This window comes from Streptomyces sp. NPDC006551, assembly GCF_040611675.1.
GTDB lineage: Bacteria > Actinomycetota > Actinomycetes > Streptomycetales > Streptomycetaceae > Streptomyces.
In genome coordinates this window covers 41482-63313 of record NZ_JBEXOT010000028.1, presented here as the reverse complement: position 1 = coordinate 63313, position 21832 = coordinate 41482, and the positions used below count along the sequence as shown (strand labels likewise).

The window sequence follows — 21832 nt, the reverse complement described above, 5'->3', positions numbered from 1 at the left end:
GCCGAGCCCGGGGCATCCGCGGTGTTCGGCTCACCGCGGCGCCGGGACGCGGGCGGCCCGCAGCACGGCCGGCAGGAGCCCGGGAAAGCGCTGTTCGAGGTCGTCGCCGCGCAGCGTCAGGGTGTACTCGCGGCCCACGGCCTCCTGCCAGATGAGGCCGCCCTCGCGCAGGACCCGCCAGTGGTGGGTGAGCGTGGACTTGGGGACGCCGTCGAGCAGGCTTCCGCACGAGGTCGGGCCGGACTCGGCGAGCGCGCGCACGACCTTGAGGCGCATCGGGTTGCTCAAGGCGGTGAACACGTCTTCGAGTCGGATCTCATCGGTCTTCGGGTGACGGAGTGCCATGACAGCCATAGTACGAAGATACTCGGACCTTAGGGGTTGGTCATGCGATTCACCTTGCGGCGCACGCGCATACGATGGTACGAGTAGATGCGTACCAAGCTCCACCGCCGTCCGGGTGCGGTAAAACCCCCAGCCGGCACCCGGCGATCAGAGGTGGGTGCGGGCGTGGCTTCCGCGCCCGCACCCACCCGCTCGGCACGAAGGTGAGGAAAGCACAGTGAAGCAACCGTCAGCCGCCTCCGCGGACGAGCCGGTCACGTGTGACGTGGTGATCGTGGGCGGTGGTCCCGTCGGGATGTTGCTCGCCCATGAGCTGGCGCTGCAGGGCGTCCAGCCCCTGGTGCTGGAGAGACTCCCGGTGCCCTCCGGAGTGTCGAAGGCCGGGACGCTGCACGCCCGGACGGTGGAGAGCCTGCACCGCCGCGGGTTACGCGAGGCGGTCCAGCCGCGTCCGGCGGGCGGCGGACGGACCAGCGTCCCCTTCCACTTCGCGGGGATGTTCGACCTCGACCTCGCCGACGTGAGCGCGGAGGGCCCGGTCATCGTCGGCAGCCCCCAGGCCTACGCCGAGCACGTCTTCGCCGAGCGGGCCGAAAACCTGGGCGCGAGGATCCTGCGCGGCCAGGAGTGCACCGGCGTCCAGGACGAGGGCGACCGCGTCCGCGTGGACCTCCAGGGCGCGGACGGGACCCGGAACCACGTCACCGCACGGTGGGTGGTCGGCTGCGACGGAGTGCGCAGCGTCGTCCGCCAGTCCGCCGGGATCCCCTTCACCGGTACGCCCGCCACCGTGTCGGCGCTGATGGGGGAGGTGCGCCTGCTCGACCCCTGGACCGCTCCGGCGGGCTGGCAGCGCACACCGCGGGGCTGGACCCTGGTGTGGCTGAACCCCGGCGGACACAGCCGGGTGTGCACGTACGACTTCCGGGGCCCCGCGCCGGACCGACAGGCGCCGGTGACCTTCGAGGAGTTGCGGGAGGAGATGGAGCGCATCGCGGGCCGCCCCGTGCCGATGGCGGAGCCCCGCGACCTCACCCGGTTCAGCGACGCCGCCCTCCAGGCCGAGCAGTACCGCAGCGGCCGCGTGCTGCTGGCCGGCGACGCCGCCCATGCCCACTTCCCCATGGGCGGACAGGGTCTGAACACGGGCCTTCAGGACGCCCTCAACCTGGGCTGGAAGCTCGCCGCCGAGGTCAAGGGATGGGCGCCGACCGGCCTGCTCGACACCTACCACGCCGAGCGGCATCCCGTGGCGGCGCGCGTCCTGTACAACGTACGGGCCCAGGTGGCGCTCATGCACCCGGGGGTGCTCACGGACTCGCTGCGGGAGCTGTTCCGCGAGGCGATGCACCTGCCGCAGATGAACACGTTCCTCACCGGAATGCTCAGCGGCACCGACATCCGCTACGACGTCCAAGTGCCCGGCGACCCCCTGGCCGGCACCTTCGCCCCGGACGCCCGGCTGAAGACCGCCCAGGGCCTGACGAGCCTCGCCGCCCTGCTGCACGACGGACGTCCGCTGCTGATCCACACGGCCCAGGCGTCCGGCCAGGCCGACCTGGTCGCGCCCTGGTCCGACCGGCTGTCCATCGTCGAGGTGGTACCGGAGTCGGCCTCCGCGATGCCGGCCCCGGCGGTCCTGATCCGCCCCGACGGCTATGTGCTCTGGAGCGGGCAGTCGCGAGGGGCGGGGGCACCGGGCCTGGTCGAGGTGGCCACCGCGTGGCTCGGCGCGCCGGCCTAGGTCGTGTCTCGCCGATCCGACCCCGGTATCGGACGGCCGCTCGCTGATCCGGCCTGATCGGCGAGGCACCCCCCGGCAGGTTCCGCTGCCGTCAGGCGGGTTCCGCGGGCGTGGGCCCCAGGGCGCGGATCGCGAGATCGATCGCGGTGGTCAGACGCTCGATGTCGTGGCCGGCGCGTTCCCGCACCCGCAGGCCGAGCACCGTGGTGAACAGCAGCTCCACGGCGCCGTCGATGTCGAGACCGGCGGACAGTTCGCCACGGTCACGGCCCACGGCCAGCGCGGAGCGCAGGGCCTGCCGGGTGACCTCGAAGGCGGCCTCGGTCCGCTGACGGACCTTCTCGTCGGTGGTGCCGAGCTCGGTGGCGGTGTTGACCACGAAGCACCCGCGGCCGGACTTGCCGTCGGCCGGGCAGGTGACCAGCCACCGCATCCATTCCCTCAGCACCTCCCGCACGGGGCGGTCCGCCGTGTCCAGCCGCTGCCGGGCCTGCGCCGACTCGGTGGACCGGTAGTGGTCGAGCGCGCGCAGGAACAGCGTGTGCTTGTCCGTGAACGTCCGGTACAGGCTGCTGGGCGTGAGCTTCAGCTCGTCGCCCAGGTCGCGTACCGAGGTGGCGTGGTATCCGCGCCGCCAGAACAGCTCGGTCGCCGACGTGACCGCGTTCTTCTCGTCGAATTGCCGGGGGCGTGCCATGTGTTCACCTTACCCAACTTGTGGAGCGACCGCTCCCATACTAATGTCGACGGTATGGGAGCGAGCGCTCCCGAATCATTGAAGGAGACTCCGTTGACGACCGCAGAACAGACCCCCGCCCAGACGCTGGAACCAGAGGCCCCGGAGAAGAGTCGCTGGATGGCGGTCTCCGCGGTGGCTCTGGGTACCTTCCTGCTGGTGACCGCCGAGCAACTGCCGATCGGTCTGCTGACCTCCGTGGGGTCCGCGCTGTCGGTCTCCGAGGGGACGGCGGGGCTGATGGTGACGGTGCCCAGCATCGTCGCCGCGTTCGCGGCACCGCTGGTCCCGATGCTCGTCGGGGCGATGGACCGGCGCATCCTGCTGCTCGGACTCATGGCCCTGATGACCGTCTCCAACCTGGCCACGGCCCTGGCGCCCAACTTCGCCGTCCTGGTGGGCTCCCGGGTGCTGGTCGGTATCGCGATCGGCGGCTTCTGGGCCGTCGCCAGCGGCCTGGCCGTCCGGCTCGTCGCCCCCGCGGACGTGCCGCGAGCCACCGCGGTCATCTTCGGCGGCGTCGGAGCCGCGAACGTGTTCGGTGTCCCGCTCGGCACCCTGGTCGGTGACCTCACCGGCTGGCGCATCGCCTTCTCCTCGCTGAGCGCCCTGGCGCTCGTCACGCTCATCGCCCTGCTGGCGGTGCTGCCGGGGCTGGCCGCCTCGCAGGCCATCCGGCCGAAGCTGCTGATGGAGCAGTTCCGCAACCCGGGCGTGCGCGTCGGCATCATCGCGACGGTGCTCATCGTGTTCGGTCACTTCGCCGCTTACACGTTCGTGAGCCCGGCACTGCAGAAGCTGTCGGGGATCGACGAGCGCTACGTCGGTCCGCTGCTGTTCGGGTTCGGTGTGGCCGGCATGATCGGCAACTTCGCCGCCGGCTCGGCGCTCTCCCGCCGGATGCACCGGAGCGTGCTGATCATCTCCGTGGCCCTCGCGGTCGCGATGCCGCTCTTCCTGCTGCTGGGCCAGACCGCGGTCGGCGGCATCATCCTGCTGATCGTCTGGGGTCTGGCGTACGGCGGTGTGTCCGTGGGCCTTCAGACGTGGATGATCAAGGCCGCCCCGAGGGCGGTGGAAGCGGCTTCCTCGCTGTGGGTGGCGGTGTTCAACCTGTCCATCGGCCTCGGCGCGCTGGTCGGCGGCGTCATCGTCGACATGCTCAGCCTCCAGGGTGTGCTGTGGCTCGGCGGCGCCTGCGCCCTGCTCGCCGCCCTGGCGATCTGGTCTGCGCGCAACAACGAGGCCCTTCGCTGACCGAGCCCTTCACAGGGCCCCGGGGACGCGTAGCCACACGGCGCCGACCGGCGCGCTGCCGCCATACTGCGGCGGCGCGCCGGCCGGCGCCGCATCGTGTCGGGCTCCAGGCGTGGCCCAGCGGCTTTCCGAGGCCCGGTCAGGCGTTCGTGCGTGAGAGGCGGTCGGGGAGTTCGGTGAGCCGTTCGATGCGGAGCACTGTCTCGTCCGCCGTCGGCGATGGTCCACCGGTGACGAAGTCGATGCCGCGGTCCAGCCAGATGCCCGTGAGCCCGGCGAGGGCGGCTGCCTTCACATCGCTTTCCAGCATGTCGCCCACGTTGACCGCCCCTGCGGGGTCCGTCCGCATCCGCCGGCAGGCGGCGGCGTAGGCGACGGGCTTGGCCACACCGAGCTCGGTCGGGGTCAGGACGGCTTCGAAGTATTCGAGGAGGCCGAAGCGGTCGAGCTTGGCGCGCTGCTGCTCAGGGTCCCCGTTGGTGAGAACAGCCAGCCGCGGTCCTCGGGGAAGCCGTTTCAAGGTCTCCAGGGCCGGTTGGACATCGGGATAGCACCGCCAGGACTGCTCGAACACGGTGAGGTAGCGCTCGGCGATCCAGGCGTCCAGGCGGGCGGGACTCTCGGGAACCGGCTCGCCGAGCATCGGCAGGAAGGATCGGAGCCTGCGTCGGTGGTGCTCGGCGAAGGAGCACTGACCGGCCAGGTATTCCCGCATGTGGCGGGCCTCCAGCGTCCACCACAAGGTCACCAGTTCCGCCGACGGAGCCGTCGCGTTCGGCGCGGCCCGGACGATCTGGCCGATCGTTTCCAGGACCGCGCTTCGGTGATCGACCAGGGTGCCGTCCAGATCGAAGAAGATCACATCTGCCACGGGTTGATCATCCCGTGGTGCCCGTCCCGGACACCAGAAGGCGGGCACCGCGACCTTCCCTTCGGGATGGCTGTTCCCGGTGGTCGCGACTTCCCCCCTCCCTCGGCACCCGGCCGGTCGCCGGGTGCCCCCGTCGGAGTCGCTGTCGCTCCACCTCTCCCTCGTACGCCTGCCTCAGGCGAGAGCGTGGCCTGGTCCTACCGTGCCTCGGTGATGGAGAGACCGTCCGCGACGACGCTGGTGACCTGAGCGGCGAAGACGGTCTCCCCGTCCTGGATTCCGCTGACGAGCTGGCGCCGGAGCCCCGAATCGTCGCTCTCGGCCTCGTCCGCGACGACGGCGCACGGCAGGTCGAACTCGACGTAGCGGTAGAACGTGGTGTCGAGCGCGATCGGGACGACGCGCCGCGGTGCCGCGTCGGCCTGGACGGCCTGGCTCGCCGCCTCCAGCAGGACCATGCCGGGTATGTGGTCGTGGGGGTGGTCGAAGAGGACGGAGTGGGTGGTGTCGGCCCGCAGCGCCCACCGTCGCCGCGCGCCGTCCACGCCCTGCGAGGTGTCGGGGGCGAGCGTCACGTCGCGTGCGTGGGTACGGCCCACCAGCGCGGGATCGAGCGCGGGCCCCGGCGGCAGGGCGCGGGCGAAGGCCTCCTTGGCGTTGGCGTGAGAGCCGCGCAGCCGGTCGTACAGCGACGGCGGATACGCGGTGTACTGCACCCGCGCGGTCCCCAGGCGCATGCCGTCCCGGGTGGCCCGCACCTGGGCGGTCAGCCGGACCAGGCCCGACCTGCGGCGGGCGACGGTCTCATGGGTGACGGTCAACTCCACGACGGCCGGGCCGGTTCCGGTGCCCAAGGCGTCCGGGGCCACCGCGCAGGACAGCGTCTCCCAGCCCATCCGGTGGCCCAGGGGTATGTCGAGACCCGCGTGGCTGGCCACGGCCAGGGCCTGACGGACGCTCTCGGTGAACAGCATGAGGCCGTAGCCGTGCGGCGCGGGCGCGTAGAAGGAGTGGTGACGCGGCCAATGAACCGTCACCGAGTCTGTCAGGTCGTCCAGTCGGCGCCATCCGGTGACGAGCACCTCGGCGAGGTCGACCTTGCCCACGTACCGCGCGACGTCGGGGACAGGGGCCGGCGCAGGGGCAGCAGAGCGGGGATCGAGATCGACGATTCTGTGCAGGGTGCGCGGAGCCATCCGATTCCTCCGTAAGGATGTTGACGTGACGTCAGGACGACCGAAGGTCGTCGGCGTCATGACCATAAGAGAGATTATTCTTTTTCTCGAGTGAAAGAAGGAGCCGTCCATGGTCGACCTGATGGGCAAGCGGGAGATCAAGCAGGAGCGCGCCGCTCGTACGAGGGCGGTCATCGCCCGTGCCGCCGCCGAGGTGTTCGCGGAACTCGGGTTCTCCGGCGCGAGTGTCACGAAGATCACCCAGCGGGCCGGCCTGACGCTCGGGGCGATGTACTTCCACTTCGAGAGCAAGGAAGCCCTGGCTCGCGAGATCGTGCGGGACCAGCCCGCCCGGGTGACGCCGCCCCACCCGTCCCACGGGCTCCAGCACGCGATCGACATCACGCTGACCTGGGCGCACCGGCTCCTCGACGATCCCTTCCTGTTGGCTGGGGCCCGTCTCGTCATGGAGCAGGACTCCTTCGTCGGCCCCGCGGAGAACTCGCATCAGCAGTGGACCGAGGTGATGGCCCAGGACCTCGCCGTCGCGAAACGCGAGCGCGAGGTGCGCGCGAACGTCGATGTGGTCCCGGTGGCACGGCTCGTCGTCAACGCCTGTACGGGCGCGCAGATGCACGCCCATCTGGAGAGCGGCCGTGAGGACCTGCCCGAGCGCGTGAGAGAGATGTGGCATGTGTTGTTGCCCACCATCGCCACACCCAGCGCGATGAGGCGTCTCGAACTCGACGACTCGCGGGGCAAGCCCGAGTGACTCCCGCCCCCGCCCGCATGGGCCGCGGACCGCGCCGGACTCTTCGGCCGAACTCCGGTGGTCCGCACCGGTACCGAGAGGGATGGTTTTCCGAAGTGAAGGGAGAGGATGCGCAGTGCTGAAGGACAGGACCGTCATGATCACGGGGGCGTCGAGCGGTATCGGCGCCGCCACCGCCCGGTACGTCGCGGCGCGGGGCGCGGCGGTGGTGCTGATGGCGCGCCGCGAGGACAAGCTGAAGGCGCTGGCCGGTGAGATAACCGCCGCGGGAGGGCGGGCCCTGGCCTGCCCCGGTGACGTGACATCGGCGGAGGACGTCCGGGGAGTGGTCGCGGCCGCCGTCGACTCCTTCGGCTCCCTGGACGCCGCGTTCAACAACGCGGGTTGGGGGACGGCGGGCGCCAGGCTGCACGAGCTGTCCGAGGACGTCTACGACCGGATCATGGACGTCAACGTACGGGGCACGTGGAACTGCCTGCGTCAGCAGATTCCGGTGATGCTGGCCGGGAACGGCGGTGGTGCCATCGTCAACACCTCCAGCATCGCGGGGCAGTTCGCCACCGGTGCCGCGGCCCCCTACGTCGCGGCCAAGCACGCCGTGATCGGTATGACGAAGGCGGCCGCGGCCGAGTACGGCGAGCAGGGCATCCGGGTCAACGCGCTCGTGGTGGGCACCACGCGTACGGAGCTGATGGAGGGGGTCATCGAGCAGTACCCCGAGGTGGAGAAGCAGGCGGTCGCCCGCACCGTTCAGCGGCGCATGGCCGAGCCTCTGGAGATCGCCCGGGCCGCCGCCTGGCTGCTGAGCGACGACTCGTCCTTCGTCACCGGCGCGGCGGTTCCGGTGGACGGTGGCTGCAGCGCGGTCTGACCCCGCGCGCGGTCGGTGGCGGCCGCGGACGCCCAGGGGCCCGGGTGCGGTCAGTGCCTCCGTACCTCAGTACGCTCTGTCTCGCGTCCGCGGCCTTCTCCGGCCGGCTCCGGTGGCCCCCGACAGCACCACGTCCCAGACCTCGCTCAATGTGCGCAGATGGCTCGAACAGCCGCCGGTGGGCTGTGCCGACGCCTCCAGGCCCGAGACCAGATAGCGCGTCAGCAGCGCCACGATCTTGGGGTCCACGCCGGCCCGCAACTCCTTCTTCTCGTCCGCCCGCTCCAGCAGTTCGTCGACACAGGGCAGCCAGGAGTCGTTCCAGTCGACCTGCCCCAGCGTCCGCTCCCGGCTGAGGCGGCCGGCCGCCCGGACGGTCGCCTCCTCGTGGAGCAGGCGGGCCAGGGCGTGGGTGACGCCGATGACCCGCTGGAGCACGGGGCTGTTGTCGTGGTCGCTGTCGGTGGTGTCGGCGTGGGCCGCCGCGACGTGCTCCACCGCCGCCCGCGTGAGGGCGGACCCATGGGCGTGCACGGCCCCCGCCAGGTCGATCTTGGTGGGGAAGTGGAAGGTCAGCGCCCCCATGGTGACCCCCGCGGCGCTGCTGATCCGCTGGAGCGACGTGCCGCCGTACCCATGCTGCGCGAACTCTGTGGCAGCCGCCTGGAGCAGACGCTGCCGCGTCCGCTCGGCACGCTCCTGACTGACCATGACTCCTGGCCTCCGCACGTTCGATGGGCGCGGAACCCGCTGACCCCGCATAAGAAAGATAGCGCTCGCGATCATTTATCGGGTGCCGATGGCCGCCGGTGCAACCCCGGCATGCCGATCACGGCGCGAATTCGGCGCGAAACGGCTGCTCCCGCGTCGCAGCCACCACCTGACCCAAGGTCAGGCTCCGGTACCGGCCACGGACATGGCGGCGGGGACCGCTCACCGTTCCAGCGACCGCTCACCGCTCACCGCTCCAGCGACCGCTCCGCCACCCGCCGCACATGCCCCGCGAAGACCTCCGCCGCCTCCGGTGTCAGCGTCCGCAGCGCCACCATCGCCGTGATGATCACGTCGCACAGTTCGGCCTCGACGTCCTGCCAGGTGTGGGTGGTGCCCTTGCGGGGGTTCTGGCCCGTCACTCCTATGACGGCCTGGGCCACCTCGCCGACCTCCTCGGAGAGTTTCAGGACGCGCAACAGCACGTCCTGCTGCGGCGGAAGGTCGTGATGCGCGGCGATCCACGCGCACAGGCGGTCGACGGTGTCCCAGGTGTCGGTCATGGGGTTCAGCGTGCCAGGTGGGGTGCGCGCCGCGTGATGTCGGACGCGGGCGGTCGCGGGACCGCCGTAGGGGACTGGTCCTTCGACCTCGTCGGTGCGACGGACGGTGAGTGGACCTGGAACGAGGCCGAGGCGGACGCTCTGCTCGCCCAGGTGGCCGAGTCCGTCCACTGGCGCGCGCCACATTTCCGGCCGGGGTCCACGGGGATCGCGGTCGCCCGGTGTACGGGTAGCCCATGACCATCCCCGTGGACAAGCTCAGCGACCCCGCCGTGCGCGCTTTCGTGAGCGCGCTCAACGCCAACGACCGCGACGCCTTCATGGCCACCCTGGCCCCCGGCGCCACCATGTCCGACGACGGCTCCGACCGCGACCTCGACGAGTGGACCGAGAAGGAGATCTTCGCCTCGCGCGGCCAGATGGAGATCGAGTCCGTGAAGGACGACGGGCACGTCCTCGTCGCCCGTTTCCGCAACGACACATGGGGCGAGATGCGTACCCGCTGGCGCTTCGTCGTCGAGGGCGGGAAGGTGGCCCGCTTCGAGACGGGCCAGGCATAGCCCGCGAGTGGACGGCGGGGCGACGGCCGAAGGAATCGGCCGAGGGGACCGGCGGAACGGATCGGCGGAACAGGTCGGCGCGACGGACGGCCGGACCTGCGGAACGGACCGGCGCGACGGACGGCCGGACCTGCGGAACGGACCGCCGGACCGGGCGCGGCCGTGGCCCCGCCGTGCCCGACACCGGCCGCCCGTCCGGGCCTCTAACCCCGCCCGATGTACGGCATCGCCGTCGCCATGACCGTCGCGAACTGCACGTTCGCCTCCAGCGGCAGCCCCGCCATGTGCACCACCGTCGCCGCCACGTCCGCCGCGTCCATCACCGGCTCGACCGCCAGTTCGCCGTTGGCCTGGAGGATCCCTGTCCGCATGCGCGCCGTCATCTCCGTCGCCGCGTTGCCGATGTCGATCTGCCCGCAGGCGATCCGATACGGCCGCCCGTCGAGCGACAGCGACTTCGTCATCCCCGTCACGGCGTGCTTCGTCGCCGTGTACGCGATCGAGTGCGGGCGCGGCACATGGGCGGAGATCGAGCCGTTGTTGATGATCCGGCCGCCCTGCGGGTCCTGTTCCTTCATCGCCCGGAAGGCTGCCTGGGCGCACAGGAACGCGCCCGTCAGGTTCACGTCCACGACCGAGCGCCAGGTCGCGTACTCCAGCTCCTCGACCGGGACCCCGCCGCCCGCGAACGTCCCCGCGTTGTTGAAGAGGAGGTCGACCCGCCCGAACCGGTCCCGTACCGCGTCGAACAGCGCCGTCACCTCGTCGGGTGACGTCACGTCGGTGGGGACGCACAGGGCGTCTCCGGACGAGACGGACGCGGCCGTCTCCTCCAGGGCCGACACTCGCCGGCCCGCGAGCGCCACCGACCAGCCCGCCTCCGCGAGGGCCAGCGCCACGCTCCGACCGATGCCCGAACCTGCTCCCGTCACCACAGCGATGCTCATGGGCGGGCAGCGTACGGGAGATCGGTGCACAGGGAACTCATCTGTCCGACACGCGGATGTTCTGTACCCGACAACCCGGGGCCTTTCCGCCCCGCTCCAATGCCGGGGGGACAACATCCGTCTGGGGAGGGGTACATGATCACGACACCGCAGCACGCACCCGAACTCCGCGCCGCGGCCCGGCACTTCGGCCGCCGCCGGTTCCTCACCGGCACGGCGGCCGCCGCCGCCCTCGCCTTCTCCGTCAACCTGCCGGCCACCGGCGTGGCGAGCGCCGCCGAGCTGCGCGGCCGCCGGATCACCGAGAATCCGTTCACCCTCGGGGTGGCATCCGGCGACCCGCTGCCCGGCTCCGTCGTCCTCTGGACCCGACTCGCGCCCAAACCCTTCGAGACCGGCGGCGGACTGCCCCCCGAGAGGGTCCTCGTCCAGTGGGAGCTCGCCCACGACGCGGGGTTCACCCAGATCGTCAAACGCGGCATCGCCACCGCCCACCCCGAGTACAACCACAGTCTGCACGTCGAGATCGGCCTTCTCGCCTCCGACCGGGTGTACTTCTACCGCTTCCGCACCGGCGACTGGATCAGCCCCGTCGGCCGCACCCGCACCGCACCCGCCGCCGGCACCCTGACGTCCGAACTCAAGATCGCCGCCGTCTCCTGCCAGGCGTACCACGACGGCTACTTCACCGCCTACGGCCACCTCGCCAAGGAGGACGTCGACGTCGTCTTCCACCTCGGCGACTACCTCTACGAGTACGCCGTCAACGCCACCGGCGGCGCCCGCAACTACACCGACCGACAACTGCCCGCCGTCTTCAACCGGGAGACCCTCACCCTGGAGGACTACCGGCTGCGCTACGCCCTCTACAAGTCGGACCCCGACCTGATGGCCGCGCACGCCGCGCACCCCTTCGTCGTCACCTGGGACGACCACGAGACCGAGAACAACTACGCCGACGACATCCCCGAGAACGGCGTGCCGCCGGAGGAGTTCCTGCTTCGCCGCGCCGCCGCCTACCGCGCCTACTGGGAGAACCAGCCGCTGCGGGCACCGCAGCAGCCCCAGGGCCCCGACATGCAGCTCTACCGCCGCCTGAGCTTCGGCCGGCTCGCCCAGTTCGACATCCTCGACACCCGCCAGTACCGCTCCGACCAGGCGTACGGCGACGGCTGGCGGCCGCCCGGCCCCGAGTCCCAGGACCCGAGCCGCACCCTCACCGGCGCGACCCAGGAGCGCTGGCTGCTCGACGGCTGGAGCGCCTCGGACGCGGTGTGGAACGTCGTCCCCCAGCAGGTCGTCTTCTCCGAGCGCCGCAGCAACCCGACCGCCGGCTACACCGTCTCCATGGACACCTGGGACGGCTACCCGGCCTCCCGGCAGCGCGTCCTCGACGGGGCGGCCGCCGCCGGCGTCGAGAACCTGATGGTGCTCACCGGCGACGTGCACGTCGGCTACGGCCTCGACATCAAGGCCGACTTCCGCGACCCGGCGTCCCGGACCGTCGGCACCGAGATCGTCGCCACCTCCATCAGCAGCGGCAGGGACGGTACCGACCGGCCCCCCAACTACGACGACCTCACCACGGCCAACCCGCACATGAGGTTCTACAACGGGCGGCGCGGCTATGTGACGGTCGCGCTCGGCCAGGAGAGCGCCCGCGCCGACTTCCGTACGGTCTCGGCGGTGACGACCCCGGGCGCCCCGGTCACCACCGCCGGGTCCTACGTGACCGAGGCGGGCAACCCGGGCCTCACGCCCGCGTAGCCGCCAGTTCGGCGGGGTAGCGGACGCCGACGCGGTCCCGTACCGCGTCGAGCGTCCGCATCACCGCCAGCGAACCGTCCAGCGGCACCAGCGGCGACTCCGTCTCGCCCGCCCGCAGACACCGCATGACCTCCGCCGCCTCGTACCGGAAGGAGTACCGCTCGGCGGCGCCGTCGCCCTCGATCACGTACTCCTGCGGGTCTCGGCCGTCCCTGTGCAGCGTGAAGCGCTCCGGGTGGAAGAAGCCGCGCGGGAAGTCGATCCGCCCGCGCGTGCCCGTCACCGAGGCCGTCATCGGAGTGTCCGCGACGATCGAGCAGGACAGCAGCGCGGACGCCCCCGAGTCCGACCAGCCGAGCAGCATGGCCGTGTTCAGGTCCACTCCCTCCGGCGAGAGCAGGGCGTGCGCCTGGACGGAGTCGGGCTCGCCGAGCAGCAGGTGCGCGAACGAGACGGGGTAGACCCCGAGGTCGAGGAGGGCCCCGCCGCCCACCGCAGGGTCGCGCAGCCGGTGGTCCGGCGCGAACGGGCCGGCCAGCCCGAAGTCCGCCTGGACGGTGCGGACCTCACCGATCGCCCCGTCCGCGACCAGCTCCCTCATCCGCCGGATCAGGGGATTGCAGTACATCCACATGGCCTCCATGAGGAAGAGTCCACGGTCCCGGGAGAGCCGGACCAGCTCCTCCGCCTCGCCCGCGTGGAGCGTGAAGGCCTTCTCGCACAGGACCGCCTTTCCCGCCTCCAGGGCGAGCCCGGCCGCCGCCCGGTGCGCGTGGTGCGGCGTCGCCACGTACACCACGTCCACGTCCGGGTCGGCGACCAGCCCGGCCCACGAGCCGTACGCCCGGGGAATCCCCAAGCGGTCGGCGAAAGCCCGCGCCGACGCCTCCGTCCGGGACGCCACGGCCACGACCTCCGCGTCCTCCACCGCCAGGAGATCGGTGGTGAACCGCTCCGCGATCCCACCCGTCGCCAGCACGCCCCACCGCACGGTTCCGTTCATGCCCCACCCCAAAAAGGTCTCGACCACTCCGGACGAGCTGAGAGCATAGGCAAGGATTCAACGAAAGGGAGAGCAGTCGATGCCGGAGAGCGGCCAGACCACGACGCAAGGACACATAACCACCACCCCGGTCGCCGCCGCTCGGCGCGCCGGGCTGCTCGTCACTCTCGTGCTCGGCGGTCTGACGGCCCTGCCGCCGCTCTCCATGGACATGTACCTCCCCGCGCTGCCGGAGGTCACCGAGTCGCTGGCCTCGCCCGCCGCGACCGTCCAGCTCACCCTCACCGCCTGCCTCGCCGGCATGGCGCTCGGCCAGCTCGTCGTCGGCCCCATGAGCGACCGGTGGGGACGCCGCCGCCCGCTGCTCATCGGCATGATCGTGTACGTCGCCGCCACCGCGGTCTGCGCGCTCGCGCCCTCCGCCGAGCTGCTGATCGCCTTCCGTCTGCTCCAGGGCCTGGCCGGCGCGGCCGGCATCGTGATCGCCCGGGCCGTCGTCCGTGATCTGTACGACGGCGTCGAGATGGCCCGGTTCTTCTCCACCCTGATGCTGATCTCCGGCGTCGCCCCGATCATCGCGCCCCTCATCGGCGGACAGATCCTGCGGATGACCGACTGGCGGGGCGTCTTCCACGTCCTCACCGCCATCGGGATCCTGCTCACCCTGGTGGTGTGGAGGTTCCTCGGCGAGACGCTGCCGCCCGAGCGGCGGCACGCGGGCGGCGTCGGCGAGGCGCTGCGGACCATGCGCGGCCTGCTCGCCGACCGGATCTTCACCGGCTACATGCTGTCCGGCGGGCTCGCCTTCGCCGCGCTCTTCGCGTACATCTCCGCCTCGCCGTTCGTCGTCCAGGAGATCTACGGCGCCTCGCCGCAGACCTTCAGCCTCCTCTTCGGGCTGAACTCCATCGGGCTCGTCGCCGTCGGCCAGATCAACGGCAAGCTGCTCGTCGGACGGGTCAGCCTGGACAAGGCGCTGGGACTCGGTCTCGGCGTGATCCTGCTGGCCGCGGTCGCGCTGGTGCTGATGACCAGCGGTGTGTTCGGCGAGCCGGGCCTGGTGGCGGTCGCGGCCGGTCTGTTCGTGCTGATGTCGGCGATGGGCCTCGCCCTGCCCAACACCAACGCGCAGGCGCTGATGCGCACCCCGCACGCGGCCGGCTCGGCCTCCGCGCTGCTCGGCACCTCCTCCTTCCTGGTCGGGGCGGTCGCCTCGCCGCTCGTGGGGATCGCGGGGGAGGCGACGGCGGTGCCGATGGCGGTGGTGCAGCTGGTGTGCGCGGTCCTGGCCCTCGCCTGCTTCCTGGGGATGTGCCGTCCGTGGCGGGCTCGGGACGCCGCCTAAAATATCGTGGTGAACGCCACCTCCCTCCCCTCCGCCGACGCGCTGCGCGCCGCCCTCGCCGGGCTCCTCGACGGGCTGCCGCCGCGCCAGGCCGCCCAGGCCGTCGAGCGGCTGATCGCCAACTACCGGGGGACCACCCCGACCGACGCCCCGGTCCTGCGCGACCGCTCCGACGTCGCCGCGTACGCCGCCTACCGGATGCCGGCGACGTTCGAGGCGGTACGGGCCGCGCTCGGCGCCCTGCGGGACGCGGCGCCCGACTGGGAACCGGCCACGCACACCGACATCGGCGGCGGCACCGGCGCGGCGAGCTGGGCGGTCGCGGAGGCCTGGGACGGAGCGGCGCGCACCACGGTGCTGGACTGGGCGGAGCCGGCGCTCGTCCTGGGGCGGGAGCTGGCGGACGGCGTCTTCGACGCGGAGTGGCGGCGGGCCAGGATCAGCGGCGCGCTGAAGCTCGACGACACGGACCTGGTGACGGTGTCGTACGTCCTGAAGGAGCTGACCGAGGCCGACCGCGGGTCGGTCGTGGCCGAGGCGGCACGGGTGGCGCGGGCGGTCGTGATCGTGGAGCCGGGCACGCCCGACGGCTACGAACGGATCATCGCGGCGCGCACGCTGCTCGTCGAGGCGGGACTGACCGTGGCGGCGCCCTGCCCGCACAGCGGGGCCTGTCCGATCGAGCCGGGGACCGACTGGTGCCACTTCGCGGCGCGGGTGAGCAGGTCGTCGCTGCACCGGCAGGTGAAGGGCGGATCGCTGCCGTACGAGGACGAGAAGTTCAGCTACGTCGCGGCGACCAGGTTCCCGGTGGCCCCTGCGGTCTCCCGGATCACCCGCAAGCCCCAGATCCGCAAGGGCCAGGTCCTCCTGGACCTCTGCGGTCCCGACGGTCTCGCGAAGGAGACGGTCACCAAGCGGCACGGGGCCCTGTACAAGGCGGCGCGGGACGCGGAGTGGGGCGACGCCTGGCCCCCGGAGTGAGGCCAGCGCGCCGCCGTCGCGGTGTCAGGAGCGCAGCTCCTGCGTACAGCACTTGACGCTGCCGCCGCCCTTGAGGAGTTCCGACAGGTCGATGCCCAGAGGCTCGAAGCCCCGCTCCCGCAGCGGGGCGAAGAGTCCCACCGCCGCCTGCGGCAGCAGCACGTGCCGCCCGTCACTCACCGAGTTCAGGCCCAGGGCGGCCGCGTCCTCGTCCGTCGCGAGCAGCGCGTCGGGGAAGAGGCGGGACAGCACGGCCCGGCTGCCGGGGGAGAAGGCGCCGGGGTAGTACATGATCTCGTCGTGCGCGGCGTCCAGGACGCACAGGGCGGTGTCCAGGTGGTAGTAGCGCGGGTCCACCAGCTCCAGGCCGATCACGGGGCGGCCGAAGAACTCCTGCGCCTCGTCGTGCGAGAGCGGACTGGAGCGGAAGCCGCGGCCGGCCAGGATCCACGACGAGGTCACCGCGAAGTCGCCCTCGCCCTCGTTCACGTGCTCGGGCACCCGCACCCGCGTGTAGCCGTTCGCACGGAACCAGTCCAGGTGCGCCGCCGCCTCGTCCGTACGTTCCGGATGGGCGAACCTGGCGCCGAGCACCCGCCCGTCCACCACGGTCGCGCCGTTGGCGGCGAAGACCATGTCCGGCAGACCGGGACGCGGGTCGAGCAGTTCGACGGTGTGGCCGAGCGAGCGGTAGCGGTCCAGCAGGTCCTCCCACTGCGCCAGGGCGAGCGCCGGGTCGACCGGTTTGGTGGGGTCCATCCACGGGTTGATGGAGTACGTCACCTCGAAGTGCGTGGGTGGGCACATCAGATAGCGGCGGGGCGAAGCCTCGCGCGGAGTTGGGCGCAATGAGGGCTCCTCACGGACGTGGGTCAGGTGGACCCCATGGTCCGCCCTCTCCGGCGTCCGCGCAGTGAGCCGTTCGGGTGGTTCCATCGGCGGGGGCACCTCGCCGCATACGCGAGACGTGGCGTCTCGTCGACTGCTAGATTGGCTCCATGTCCGACACCAAGGCCCCCGACGCCTCCCGCCGCAGCGAGCGCTCCCGCCGCGCCATCTTCGACGCCGCCCTCGCCCTCGTCTCCGAGACCGGCTACGCCAGGACCACCATCGAGGGCATCGCCGCCCGCGCCGGCGTCGGCAAGCAGACCATCTACCGCTGGTGGCCCTCCAAGGCCGCCGTCCTCCTCGACGCCTTCCTCGACCTCGCGGCCCAGGCCAACGAGGCAATGGGAGGCGATGCCGACAGTGAGATCCCCGACACCGGCGACCTCGCCGCCGACCTCAAGTACGTGCTGCGCGCCACCGTCGACGAGCTGAACGACCCGGCCTACGACGCGCCCTCCCGCGCCCTGGCCGCCGAGGGCATCGTCAACGCCGAACTCGGCACCCAGTTCGTCGAGCGCCTCCTCGAACCCCAGCTCCGCTACTACGTACGCCGGATCGAGGCCGCCCAGGCCGCCGGGGACATCGACCCGGCCGTCGACCCGCGGATCGCCCTCGAACTCCTCGTCGGTCCGCTGAACCACCGCTGGCTGCACCGCACGCTTCCGCTGACCCACGCCTACGCCGACACCGTCGTCGACTACGCGCTGCGCGGGCTCGCGCCCCGAGGCTGACCCCGGATCCGCCCCCGGAAACGCCCCCGGTTGCGGAGTCCGGTCACCCGGAGCGCAGGATGGTGGGACCATGGGCAGAGCCGAACGGGCGAGCATGAGGTGTGAGGGGATAGATGGGCGACGGTATCGGCCGCTACCGCGGCACGGAGAGCAAACTCGCACAGTGGCTGCGCAGGCGCCCCAAACGCACGGCGGCCGCCGACGACGAGAACCACCGCGAGACGCTCCTCCTGGCCACCGCCGCCGCCGGACTGCCCCTCGCCCCCGCCGCGTACCCCGTCGGGTACCGCTGCTCCTGTGAACGCATCGGCTGTCCCACCCCCGCCCGGCACCCTGTCTCCTTCGCCTGGCAGACCCAGTCGACCACCGACCGCGCCCAGATCCAGCGCTGGGCCGACGCGGAGCCCGAGGCGAACTTCATCACCGCCACCGGCATGGTCCACGACGTCCTCGACGTCCCCCTGGAGGCGGGCCGCGCCGCGCTGGAGCGGCTCCTCTCCGAGGGCGTCGAGGTCGGCCCGGTCGCCGAGGCCGCGGAGAGCGCCGGCGACGGCGGGCGGATGCTCTTCTTCACCGCCACCCGCGGCACCCCCGAGGACGAGGACGAGTGGTGGCCCTGCGAGCTGGACTGCCATCCCGAGACCATGGACGAGCACCCGGGGCTGCGCTGGCACTGCCGCGGCAGCTATGTGCTCGTACCGCCGGCGCGACTCCTCGGTGACGAGGACGCACAGCCGGCCGTCGGCTGGGTCCGGGGCCCCGAGCACGGCCTGCCCGACCCGCTGAACCTGCTGGAAGCCCTCACCGACGCCTGTGCCCGCCACGCGGCCGTCCAGGCCGAGGAGGAGCGCCGCTCCGAGGAAGAGACGGCCTGGCCCCTGAGCCGCTGAGCCGCCCGATCGGTGAGCACCCCCGGCCCCGGCTCCCGGGCCGCGGCCGGCCTCCCCGACGACCGGGCCTGCCCGGGCCCTGTCCGCCCGGGCAGGCCCGAGACGCCCCCTAGGAGCCCACCGCCGCCGTCACGCCCTGGAGCCGGCCCGCGATCGTGACCCCGTCGCGCTCCGCGCCCGCCGGCTTCACCAGGACCGCCTGGCTCGACACCCACTCCTTGGTGACCGTGTTCTTCACCTCGCCGGTCATCAGGGCCTTCACCTCCGGCCCGACCTTCGGACGGTAGCCCTGCGCGGCCGTCTGCCGCTCGAAGTACCGCGTCGCGAAGAACACCAGCGCCCCGCCGTCCCGCGTGGCGAGCGCCAGCGGCGCGAAGTCCCCGGAGTTCTCGGCCCGGTCGACGTACTGCGTCGCCAGACCCACCCGCTTCGCCGACCGCTGCCGCTGCTCGCGCCACACGGTCGTGTGCGGGCCCGAGGCGAACTGCCCCTGCTCCCCGCCCTGTTCCCCGCCCGCGAGGAAGGCGACGTACTTCTCGCCCAGGTCCTTCGGCGCGACCGCGAGCTGTTCGGAGTCCGCGGCGACCGGCACCGCGTACCCGCTGCCGTCCATCGTGAAGGCGGGGATCTCGTCCGGCGTCAGGATCGCCAGATAGGCGGCCTCCCACAGCTGGTCGGCGCCGTTGCGCACGAAGACCAGCAGCCAGCGGTTGTCCCCCCGGCCCTGGTCGGTGTCCTGGTTGGAGTCGGTGTCCGCCAGGAACCAGCGCGGCCAGCCCGCCTTCTTGGGCAGGACGAACTTCGCGTCCGTCAGCTCCAGCGGACGGTGCCGGGCGTTGTCGCCCGGACTGATGACCGAACGGGACTTCAGGCCCGCCTGGTTGATCTCGCCGAGCGGACCGGTGACGCGGCCCGCGGAGAGGGCGGGGTCGTTGGTCTTGTCCGCCTTGTTGTAGGCGACCGTGAAGTCCGCGAGCGCCTGCTCGGCCTCGGCTCTCGTCGCCGCCGGCAGCAGCTCCAGCTCGCCGTGCACCGTCACGCAGCCGCTCGCCGTCAGTGCCAGCACCGTCGCCGCCACGACCGCCGTCAGCGGTCGCCGCCGCCCCAGCCTTCTCATCGGTTGTCTTCTGCCCCTCGACCCGCTCGCCCTGCACGGACGACCCGACCCTACCGGGGCCGCGAACAGCGCGGGCGCCGGGACCGGACAGTGCGCCCACACCGTGACCTCGAGACGGCCGATTCCGGGCGGAGCCGACGAGGGGGACGCCTCGGATGCTTGAATTCCGCCATGAACACGACCGCCCATGACCGCGCCGCCACCACCCACATCGACGTCCTGCGCGTCTTCTGCGCGGGCGACGGCCGGTACGGCAACGCTCTCGGTGTCGTACGCGACGGTCGGGCCCACCCCGACGAGGCGTCCCGGCAGGCGCTCGCCAAGGAACTCGGCTTCAGCGAGACCGTGTTCGTGGACGACCCCGAGCGCGGGAGCGTCGACATCTACACGCCGGGCGTGCGGCTGCCGTTCGCCGGGTACCCCCTGGTCGGTACGGCCTGGCTGCTCGACCTAGAGGTCGTCCGCCCGCCGGCGGGCGAGGTGTGGGTGCGCGGTGACGGTGAGTTCACCTGGATCGAGGCCCGCGCCGAGTGGGCCCCGCCGCGCGTCCTGCGGCGTTACGGTTCCGCCGCCGAGGTCGACGCGCTGGACGTGCCCGAGCCGGGCACGTGGATCTACGCCTGGGCCTGGGAGGACGAGGCGGCCGGCCGCGTCAGGGCGCGGGCGTTCCCGGGGCGCGGGGACGGCGTCGACGAGGACGAGGCCACGGGCGCGGCGGCGATCCTGCTGACGGCCGAGCTGGGCCGGGCGCTGAACATCACCCAGGGCCGGGGATCGCAGATCCTGACGGCCCCCGGTCCCGACGGCGTGATCGAACTCGGAGGCCGGGTCCGCCTGGAGCGCACTCTCACCCTCACGGGCTGAACCGGCCCGCGAGTCCGCTCACGCGGTCAGCGGGAACTCGCCGCCGAGCTCCCTGAACACCGAGCCGTTGAAGTCGAACGCGCGCTTGCACTCGTCGATGATCCGCTGCTTCTCCAGGTCGTCGGCGTTCACCCGGTCCAGCAGCTCGCGGTACTCCCGCTTGAAGGCCGCCGGATTGGCGATCTCCTCGAAGACGTAGAAACGGACACCGTCGCCCTTGCGCGCGAAGCCCCAGGTCCGCTCCGCCTTGTCGCGGATGATCTGGCCGCCGGAGAGGTCGCCCAGATACCGGGTGTAGTGGTGCGCCACATACCCGGCCGGCCACTCGTGCGCGCACTCCGCCACCCGCTCGGCGTAGGCGGCCGTCGCGGGCAGCGGGGAGAGCCCGGCGCGCCAGTGCGTGCCCCGCAGATGGGCGAGGTCCTGCTCCAGGGCGGCGGTGCGGAACAGCTCCGGCCGGATGAAGGGCCCGGCGACCGGGTCGTCCTTCAGCGCCTCGGCGCCGTGCTCCAGGGCGCGGTAGACGAACCAGAGCTGCTCCGTGTAGCGCGCGTAGGCGTCCACGGCCAGCCGTCCGCCGAGGAGGTCGCTCATGAAGGTCGACGTCTCGGCCTCGGTGTGCTGCTCGTGCGAGGCCGTGCGGATGAGCGTCGAGAAGGGCGTGTCCAAGGCGTGCCTCCGGGACCGATGACCGATGGGGACGGGAACCTTGCTCGGATCCTGCTACTTAGGCATACCTAAGTCAATGGTTCCCGACTGCCTGTCGGTAAAAACGCTACCCCGCGAACGCGTCAGGGCAACGTGAGGATCTCGGCCCCGCTCTCCGTCACGACGAGCGTGTGCTCGAACTGCGCGGTCCGCTTCCGGTCCTTGGTCACCACCGTCCAGCCGTCGTCCCACATGTCGTACTCGTGGGTGCCGAGCGTCAGCATCGGCTCGATGGTGAACGTCATGCCGGGCTGGATGACGGTGGTGGCGTGCGGGGAGTCGTAGTGCGGAATGATCAGCCCGGAGTGGAAGGACGAGTTGATGCCGTGCCCGGTGAAGTCGCGCACGACGCCGTACCCGAAGCGCTTGGCGTACGACTCGATGACCCGGCCGATGATGTTGATCTGACGGCCCGGCTTGACGGCCTTGATCGCGCGGTTCAGGGACTCCCGGGTCCGCTCCACCAGCAGCCGCGACTCCTCGTCCACGTCACCGCAGAGGTAGGTGGCGTTGTTGTCGCCGTGGACGCCGTGGATGTACGCGGTGACGTCGAGGTTCACGATGTCGCCGTCCCGCAGGACGGTCGAGTCGGGGATGCCGTGGCAGATGACCTCGTTGACCGAGGAGCACAGCGACTTCGGGAAGCCGCGGTAGCCGAGCGTGGACGGGTACGCCCCGTGGTCGCACATGAACTCGTGCGCGACCCGGTCCAGTTCGTCCGTGGTCACACCGGGCGCGATGTGCTTGGCGGCCTCCTCCATCGCCTGGGCGGCGATGCGGCCGGCGATCCGCATCCGCTCGATGGTGTCGGAATCCTGCACCTCGGGCCCCTGGTACGGGGCGGGCGCCGGCTTTCCGACGTACTCGGGACGGCGGATGGCTCCCGGAACGGAGCGGTGGGGGGAGAGTTCCCCGGGTACGAGAAGCGACTGGCCAGACATGTCAGCGAGTCTAACGACCGCGTCTGGGGCAGCATGGCGTCA

The 21832-nt window shown here is 71.7% G+C and carries 23 protein-coding genes; 11 read left to right on the top strand and 12 right to left on the bottom strand.

Annotation, left to right across the window (positions count from 1 at the left end; genetic code table 11):
• Positions 1 to 30: 30 nt before the first annotated feature.
• Positions 31 to 345, bottom strand: coding sequence for a helix-turn-helix domain-containing protein (locus tag ABZY12_RS23415; RefSeq protein ID WP_356893353.1), 315 nt, complete (start codon positions 343 to 345; stop codon positions 31 to 33).
• Positions 346 to 562: 217 nt separating this feature from the next.
• On the opposite strand from ABZY12_RS23415, the gene ABZY12_RS23410 reads away from it, so the two are divergent.
• Positions 563 to 2089, top strand: coding sequence for an FAD-dependent monooxygenase (locus tag ABZY12_RS23410; RefSeq protein ID WP_356893351.1), 1527 nt, complete (start codon positions 563 to 565; stop codon positions 2087 to 2089).
• A gap of 91 nt (positions 2090 to 2180) precedes the next feature.
• On the opposite strand, the gene ABZY12_RS23405 is transcribed toward ABZY12_RS23410, so the two are convergent.
• Positions 2181 to 2786: a TetR/AcrR family transcriptional regulator gene (locus tag ABZY12_RS23405; protein ID WP_356893349.1), complete on the bottom strand. Its 606-nt coding sequence runs from the start codon at positions 2784 to 2786 to the stop codon at positions 2181 to 2183.
• A gap of 93 nt (positions 2787 to 2879) precedes the next feature.
• Here ABZY12_RS23405 and ABZY12_RS23400 point away from each other — a divergent pair, with 93 nt between their 5' ends.
• The gene (locus tag ABZY12_RS23400; protein WP_356893347.1) at positions 2880 to 4082 is read left to right on the top strand and encodes an MFS transporter; all 1203 of its coding nucleotides are present in this window, start codon (positions 2880 to 2882) and stop codon (positions 4080 to 4082) included.
• 139 nt (positions 4083 to 4221) lie between these two features.
• Here ABZY12_RS23400 and ABZY12_RS23395 read toward each other — a convergent pair whose 3' ends face one another.
• Positions 4222 to 4953 (bottom strand): HAD family hydrolase, encoded by a 732-nt coding sequence (locus ABZY12_RS23395; RefSeq protein WP_356893345.1) that lies wholly within the window; start codon positions 4951 to 4953, stop codon positions 4222 to 4224.
• Between the two features lie 197 nt (positions 4954 to 5150).
• Positions 5151 to 6149, bottom strand: coding sequence for a ScbA/BarX family gamma-butyrolactone biosynthesis protein (locus tag ABZY12_RS23390; RefSeq protein WP_356893343.1), 999 nt, complete (start codon positions 6147 to 6149; stop codon positions 5151 to 5153).
• A 121-nt stretch (positions 6150 to 6270) separates the two neighbouring features.
• Here ABZY12_RS23390 and ABZY12_RS23385 point away from each other — a divergent pair, with 121 nt between their 5' ends.
• A complete protein-coding gene (locus ABZY12_RS23385; RefSeq protein ID WP_356893400.1) occupies positions 6271 to 6900 on the top strand; it encodes a ScbR family autoregulator-binding transcription factor in 630 nt (209 codons plus the stop codon).
• Positions 6901 to 6982: 82 nt separating this feature from the next.
• The gene (locus ABZY12_RS23380; protein WP_356893341.1) at positions 6983 to 7771 is read left to right on the top strand and encodes a glucose 1-dehydrogenase; all 789 of its coding nucleotides are present in this window, start codon (positions 6983 to 6985) and stop codon (positions 7769 to 7771) included.
• Between the two features lie 66 nt (positions 7772 to 7837).
• Here ABZY12_RS23380 and ABZY12_RS23375 read toward each other — a convergent pair whose 3' ends face one another.
• Together ABZY12_RS23375 and ABZY12_RS23370 are read right to left on the bottom strand one after the other, a co-directional pair.
• Positions 7838 to 8482: a TetR family transcriptional regulator gene (locus tag ABZY12_RS23375; RefSeq protein WP_356893339.1), complete on the bottom strand. Its 645-nt coding sequence runs from the start codon at positions 8480 to 8482 to the stop codon at positions 7838 to 7840.
• 248 nt (positions 8483 to 8730) lie between these two features.
• Positions 8731 to 9045, bottom strand: a complete 315-nt coding sequence (locus tag ABZY12_RS23370) for a MazG-like family protein (protein ID WP_356893337.1) — start codon at positions 9043 to 9045, stop codon at positions 8731 to 8733.
• A gap of 236 nt (positions 9046 to 9281) precedes the next feature.
• Here ABZY12_RS23370 and ABZY12_RS23365 point away from each other — a divergent pair, with 236 nt between their 5' ends.
• Entirely contained in the window at positions 9282 to 9605 is a 324-nt protein-coding gene (locus ABZY12_RS23365) for a nuclear transport factor 2 family protein (RefSeq protein ID WP_356893335.1), read from the top strand.
• 203 nt (positions 9606 to 9808) lie between these two features.
• Here ABZY12_RS23365 and ABZY12_RS23360 read toward each other — a convergent pair whose 3' ends face one another.
• Positions 9809 to 10552 carry an SDR family oxidoreductase gene (locus ABZY12_RS23360; RefSeq protein WP_356893333.1) on the bottom strand — a complete coding sequence of 248 codons (744 nt, stop codon included), beginning with the start codon at positions 10550 to 10552 and terminating at the stop codon, positions 9809 to 9811.
• A 135-nt stretch (positions 10553 to 10687) separates the two neighbouring features.
• Between ABZY12_RS23360 and ABZY12_RS23355 the strand changes: the two genes are divergently transcribed.
• A complete protein-coding gene (locus ABZY12_RS23355; RefSeq protein WP_356893331.1) occupies positions 10688 to 12319 on the top strand; it encodes an alkaline phosphatase D family protein in 1632 nt (543 codons plus the stop codon).
• Here the strand turns inward: ABZY12_RS23355 and ABZY12_RS23350 are convergent.
• On the bottom strand, positions 12306 to 13322 hold the full coding sequence (locus ABZY12_RS23350) for a Gfo/Idh/MocA family oxidoreductase (RefSeq protein ID WP_356893329.1): 1017 nt from the start codon (positions 13320 to 13322) through the stop codon (positions 12306 to 12308). The genes ABZY12_RS23355 and ABZY12_RS23350 overlap by 14 nt on opposite strands.
• A 79-nt stretch (positions 13323 to 13401) precedes the next feature.
• Between ABZY12_RS23350 and ABZY12_RS23345 the strand changes: the two genes are divergently transcribed.
• Together ABZY12_RS23345 and ABZY12_RS23340 are read left to right on the top strand one after the other, a co-directional pair.
• Positions 13402 to 14667 (top strand): Bcr/CflA family multidrug efflux MFS transporter, encoded by a 1266-nt coding sequence (locus tag ABZY12_RS23345; protein WP_356893327.1) that lies wholly within the window; start codon positions 13402 to 13404, stop codon positions 14665 to 14667.
• A gap of 9 nt (positions 14668 to 14676) precedes the next feature.
• Complete coding sequence (locus ABZY12_RS23340; protein WP_356893325.1) at positions 14677 to 15651, top strand: small ribosomal subunit Rsm22 family protein; 975 nt, start codon at positions 14677 to 14679, stop codon at positions 15649 to 15651.
• 24 nt (positions 15652 to 15675) lie between these two features.
• Here the strand turns inward: ABZY12_RS23340 and ddaH are convergent, their stop codons facing one another.
• A complete protein-coding gene (ddaH, locus tag ABZY12_RS23335) occupies positions 15676 to 16500 on the bottom strand; it encodes a dimethylargininase (RefSeq protein ID WP_356893323.1) in 825 nt (274 codons plus the stop codon).
• Positions 16501 to 16649: 149 nt separating this feature from the next.
• Between ddaH and ABZY12_RS23330 the strand changes: the two genes are divergently transcribed.
• Together ABZY12_RS23330 and ABZY12_RS23325 are read left to right on the top strand one after the other, a co-directional pair.
• Complete coding sequence (locus tag ABZY12_RS23330; RefSeq protein ID WP_356893321.1) at positions 16650 to 17270, top strand: TetR/AcrR family transcriptional regulator; 621 nt, start codon at positions 16650 to 16652, stop codon at positions 17268 to 17270.
• Between the two features lie 113 nt (positions 17271 to 17383).
• The gene (locus ABZY12_RS23325) at positions 17384 to 18160 is read left to right on the top strand and encodes a bifunctional DNA primase/polymerase (RefSeq protein ID WP_356893319.1); all 777 of its coding nucleotides are present in this window, start codon (positions 17384 to 17386) and stop codon (positions 18158 to 18160) included.
• A gap of 109 nt (positions 18161 to 18269) precedes the next feature.
• Here ABZY12_RS23325 and ABZY12_RS23320 read toward each other — a convergent pair whose 3' ends face one another.
• Positions 18270 to 19277, bottom strand: a complete 1008-nt coding sequence (locus ABZY12_RS23320; RefSeq protein ID WP_356893317.1) for a hypothetical protein — start codon at positions 19275 to 19277, stop codon at positions 18270 to 18272.
• A gap of 171 nt (positions 19278 to 19448) precedes the next feature.
• On the opposite strand from ABZY12_RS23320, the gene ABZY12_RS23315 reads away from it, so the two are divergent.
• Positions 19449 to 20141 carry a PhzF family phenazine biosynthesis protein gene (locus tag ABZY12_RS23315; protein WP_356893315.1) on the top strand — a complete coding sequence of 231 codons (693 nt, stop codon included), beginning with the start codon at positions 19449 to 19451 and terminating at the stop codon, positions 20139 to 20141.
• A gap of 18 nt (positions 20142 to 20159) precedes the next feature.
• Here ABZY12_RS23315 and ABZY12_RS23310 read toward each other — a convergent pair whose 3' ends face one another.
• Positions 20160 to 20810: a biliverdin-producing heme oxygenase gene (locus ABZY12_RS23310; protein WP_356893313.1), complete on the bottom strand. Its 651-nt coding sequence runs from the start codon at positions 20808 to 20810 to the stop codon at positions 20160 to 20162.
• 122 nt (positions 20811 to 20932) lie between these two features.
• Complete coding sequence (gene map / locus ABZY12_RS23305; RefSeq protein WP_356893311.1) at positions 20933 to 21790, bottom strand: type I methionyl aminopeptidase; 858 nt, start codon at positions 21788 to 21790, stop codon at positions 20933 to 20935.
• Between the last annotated feature and the right edge of the window lie 42 nt (positions 21791 to 21832).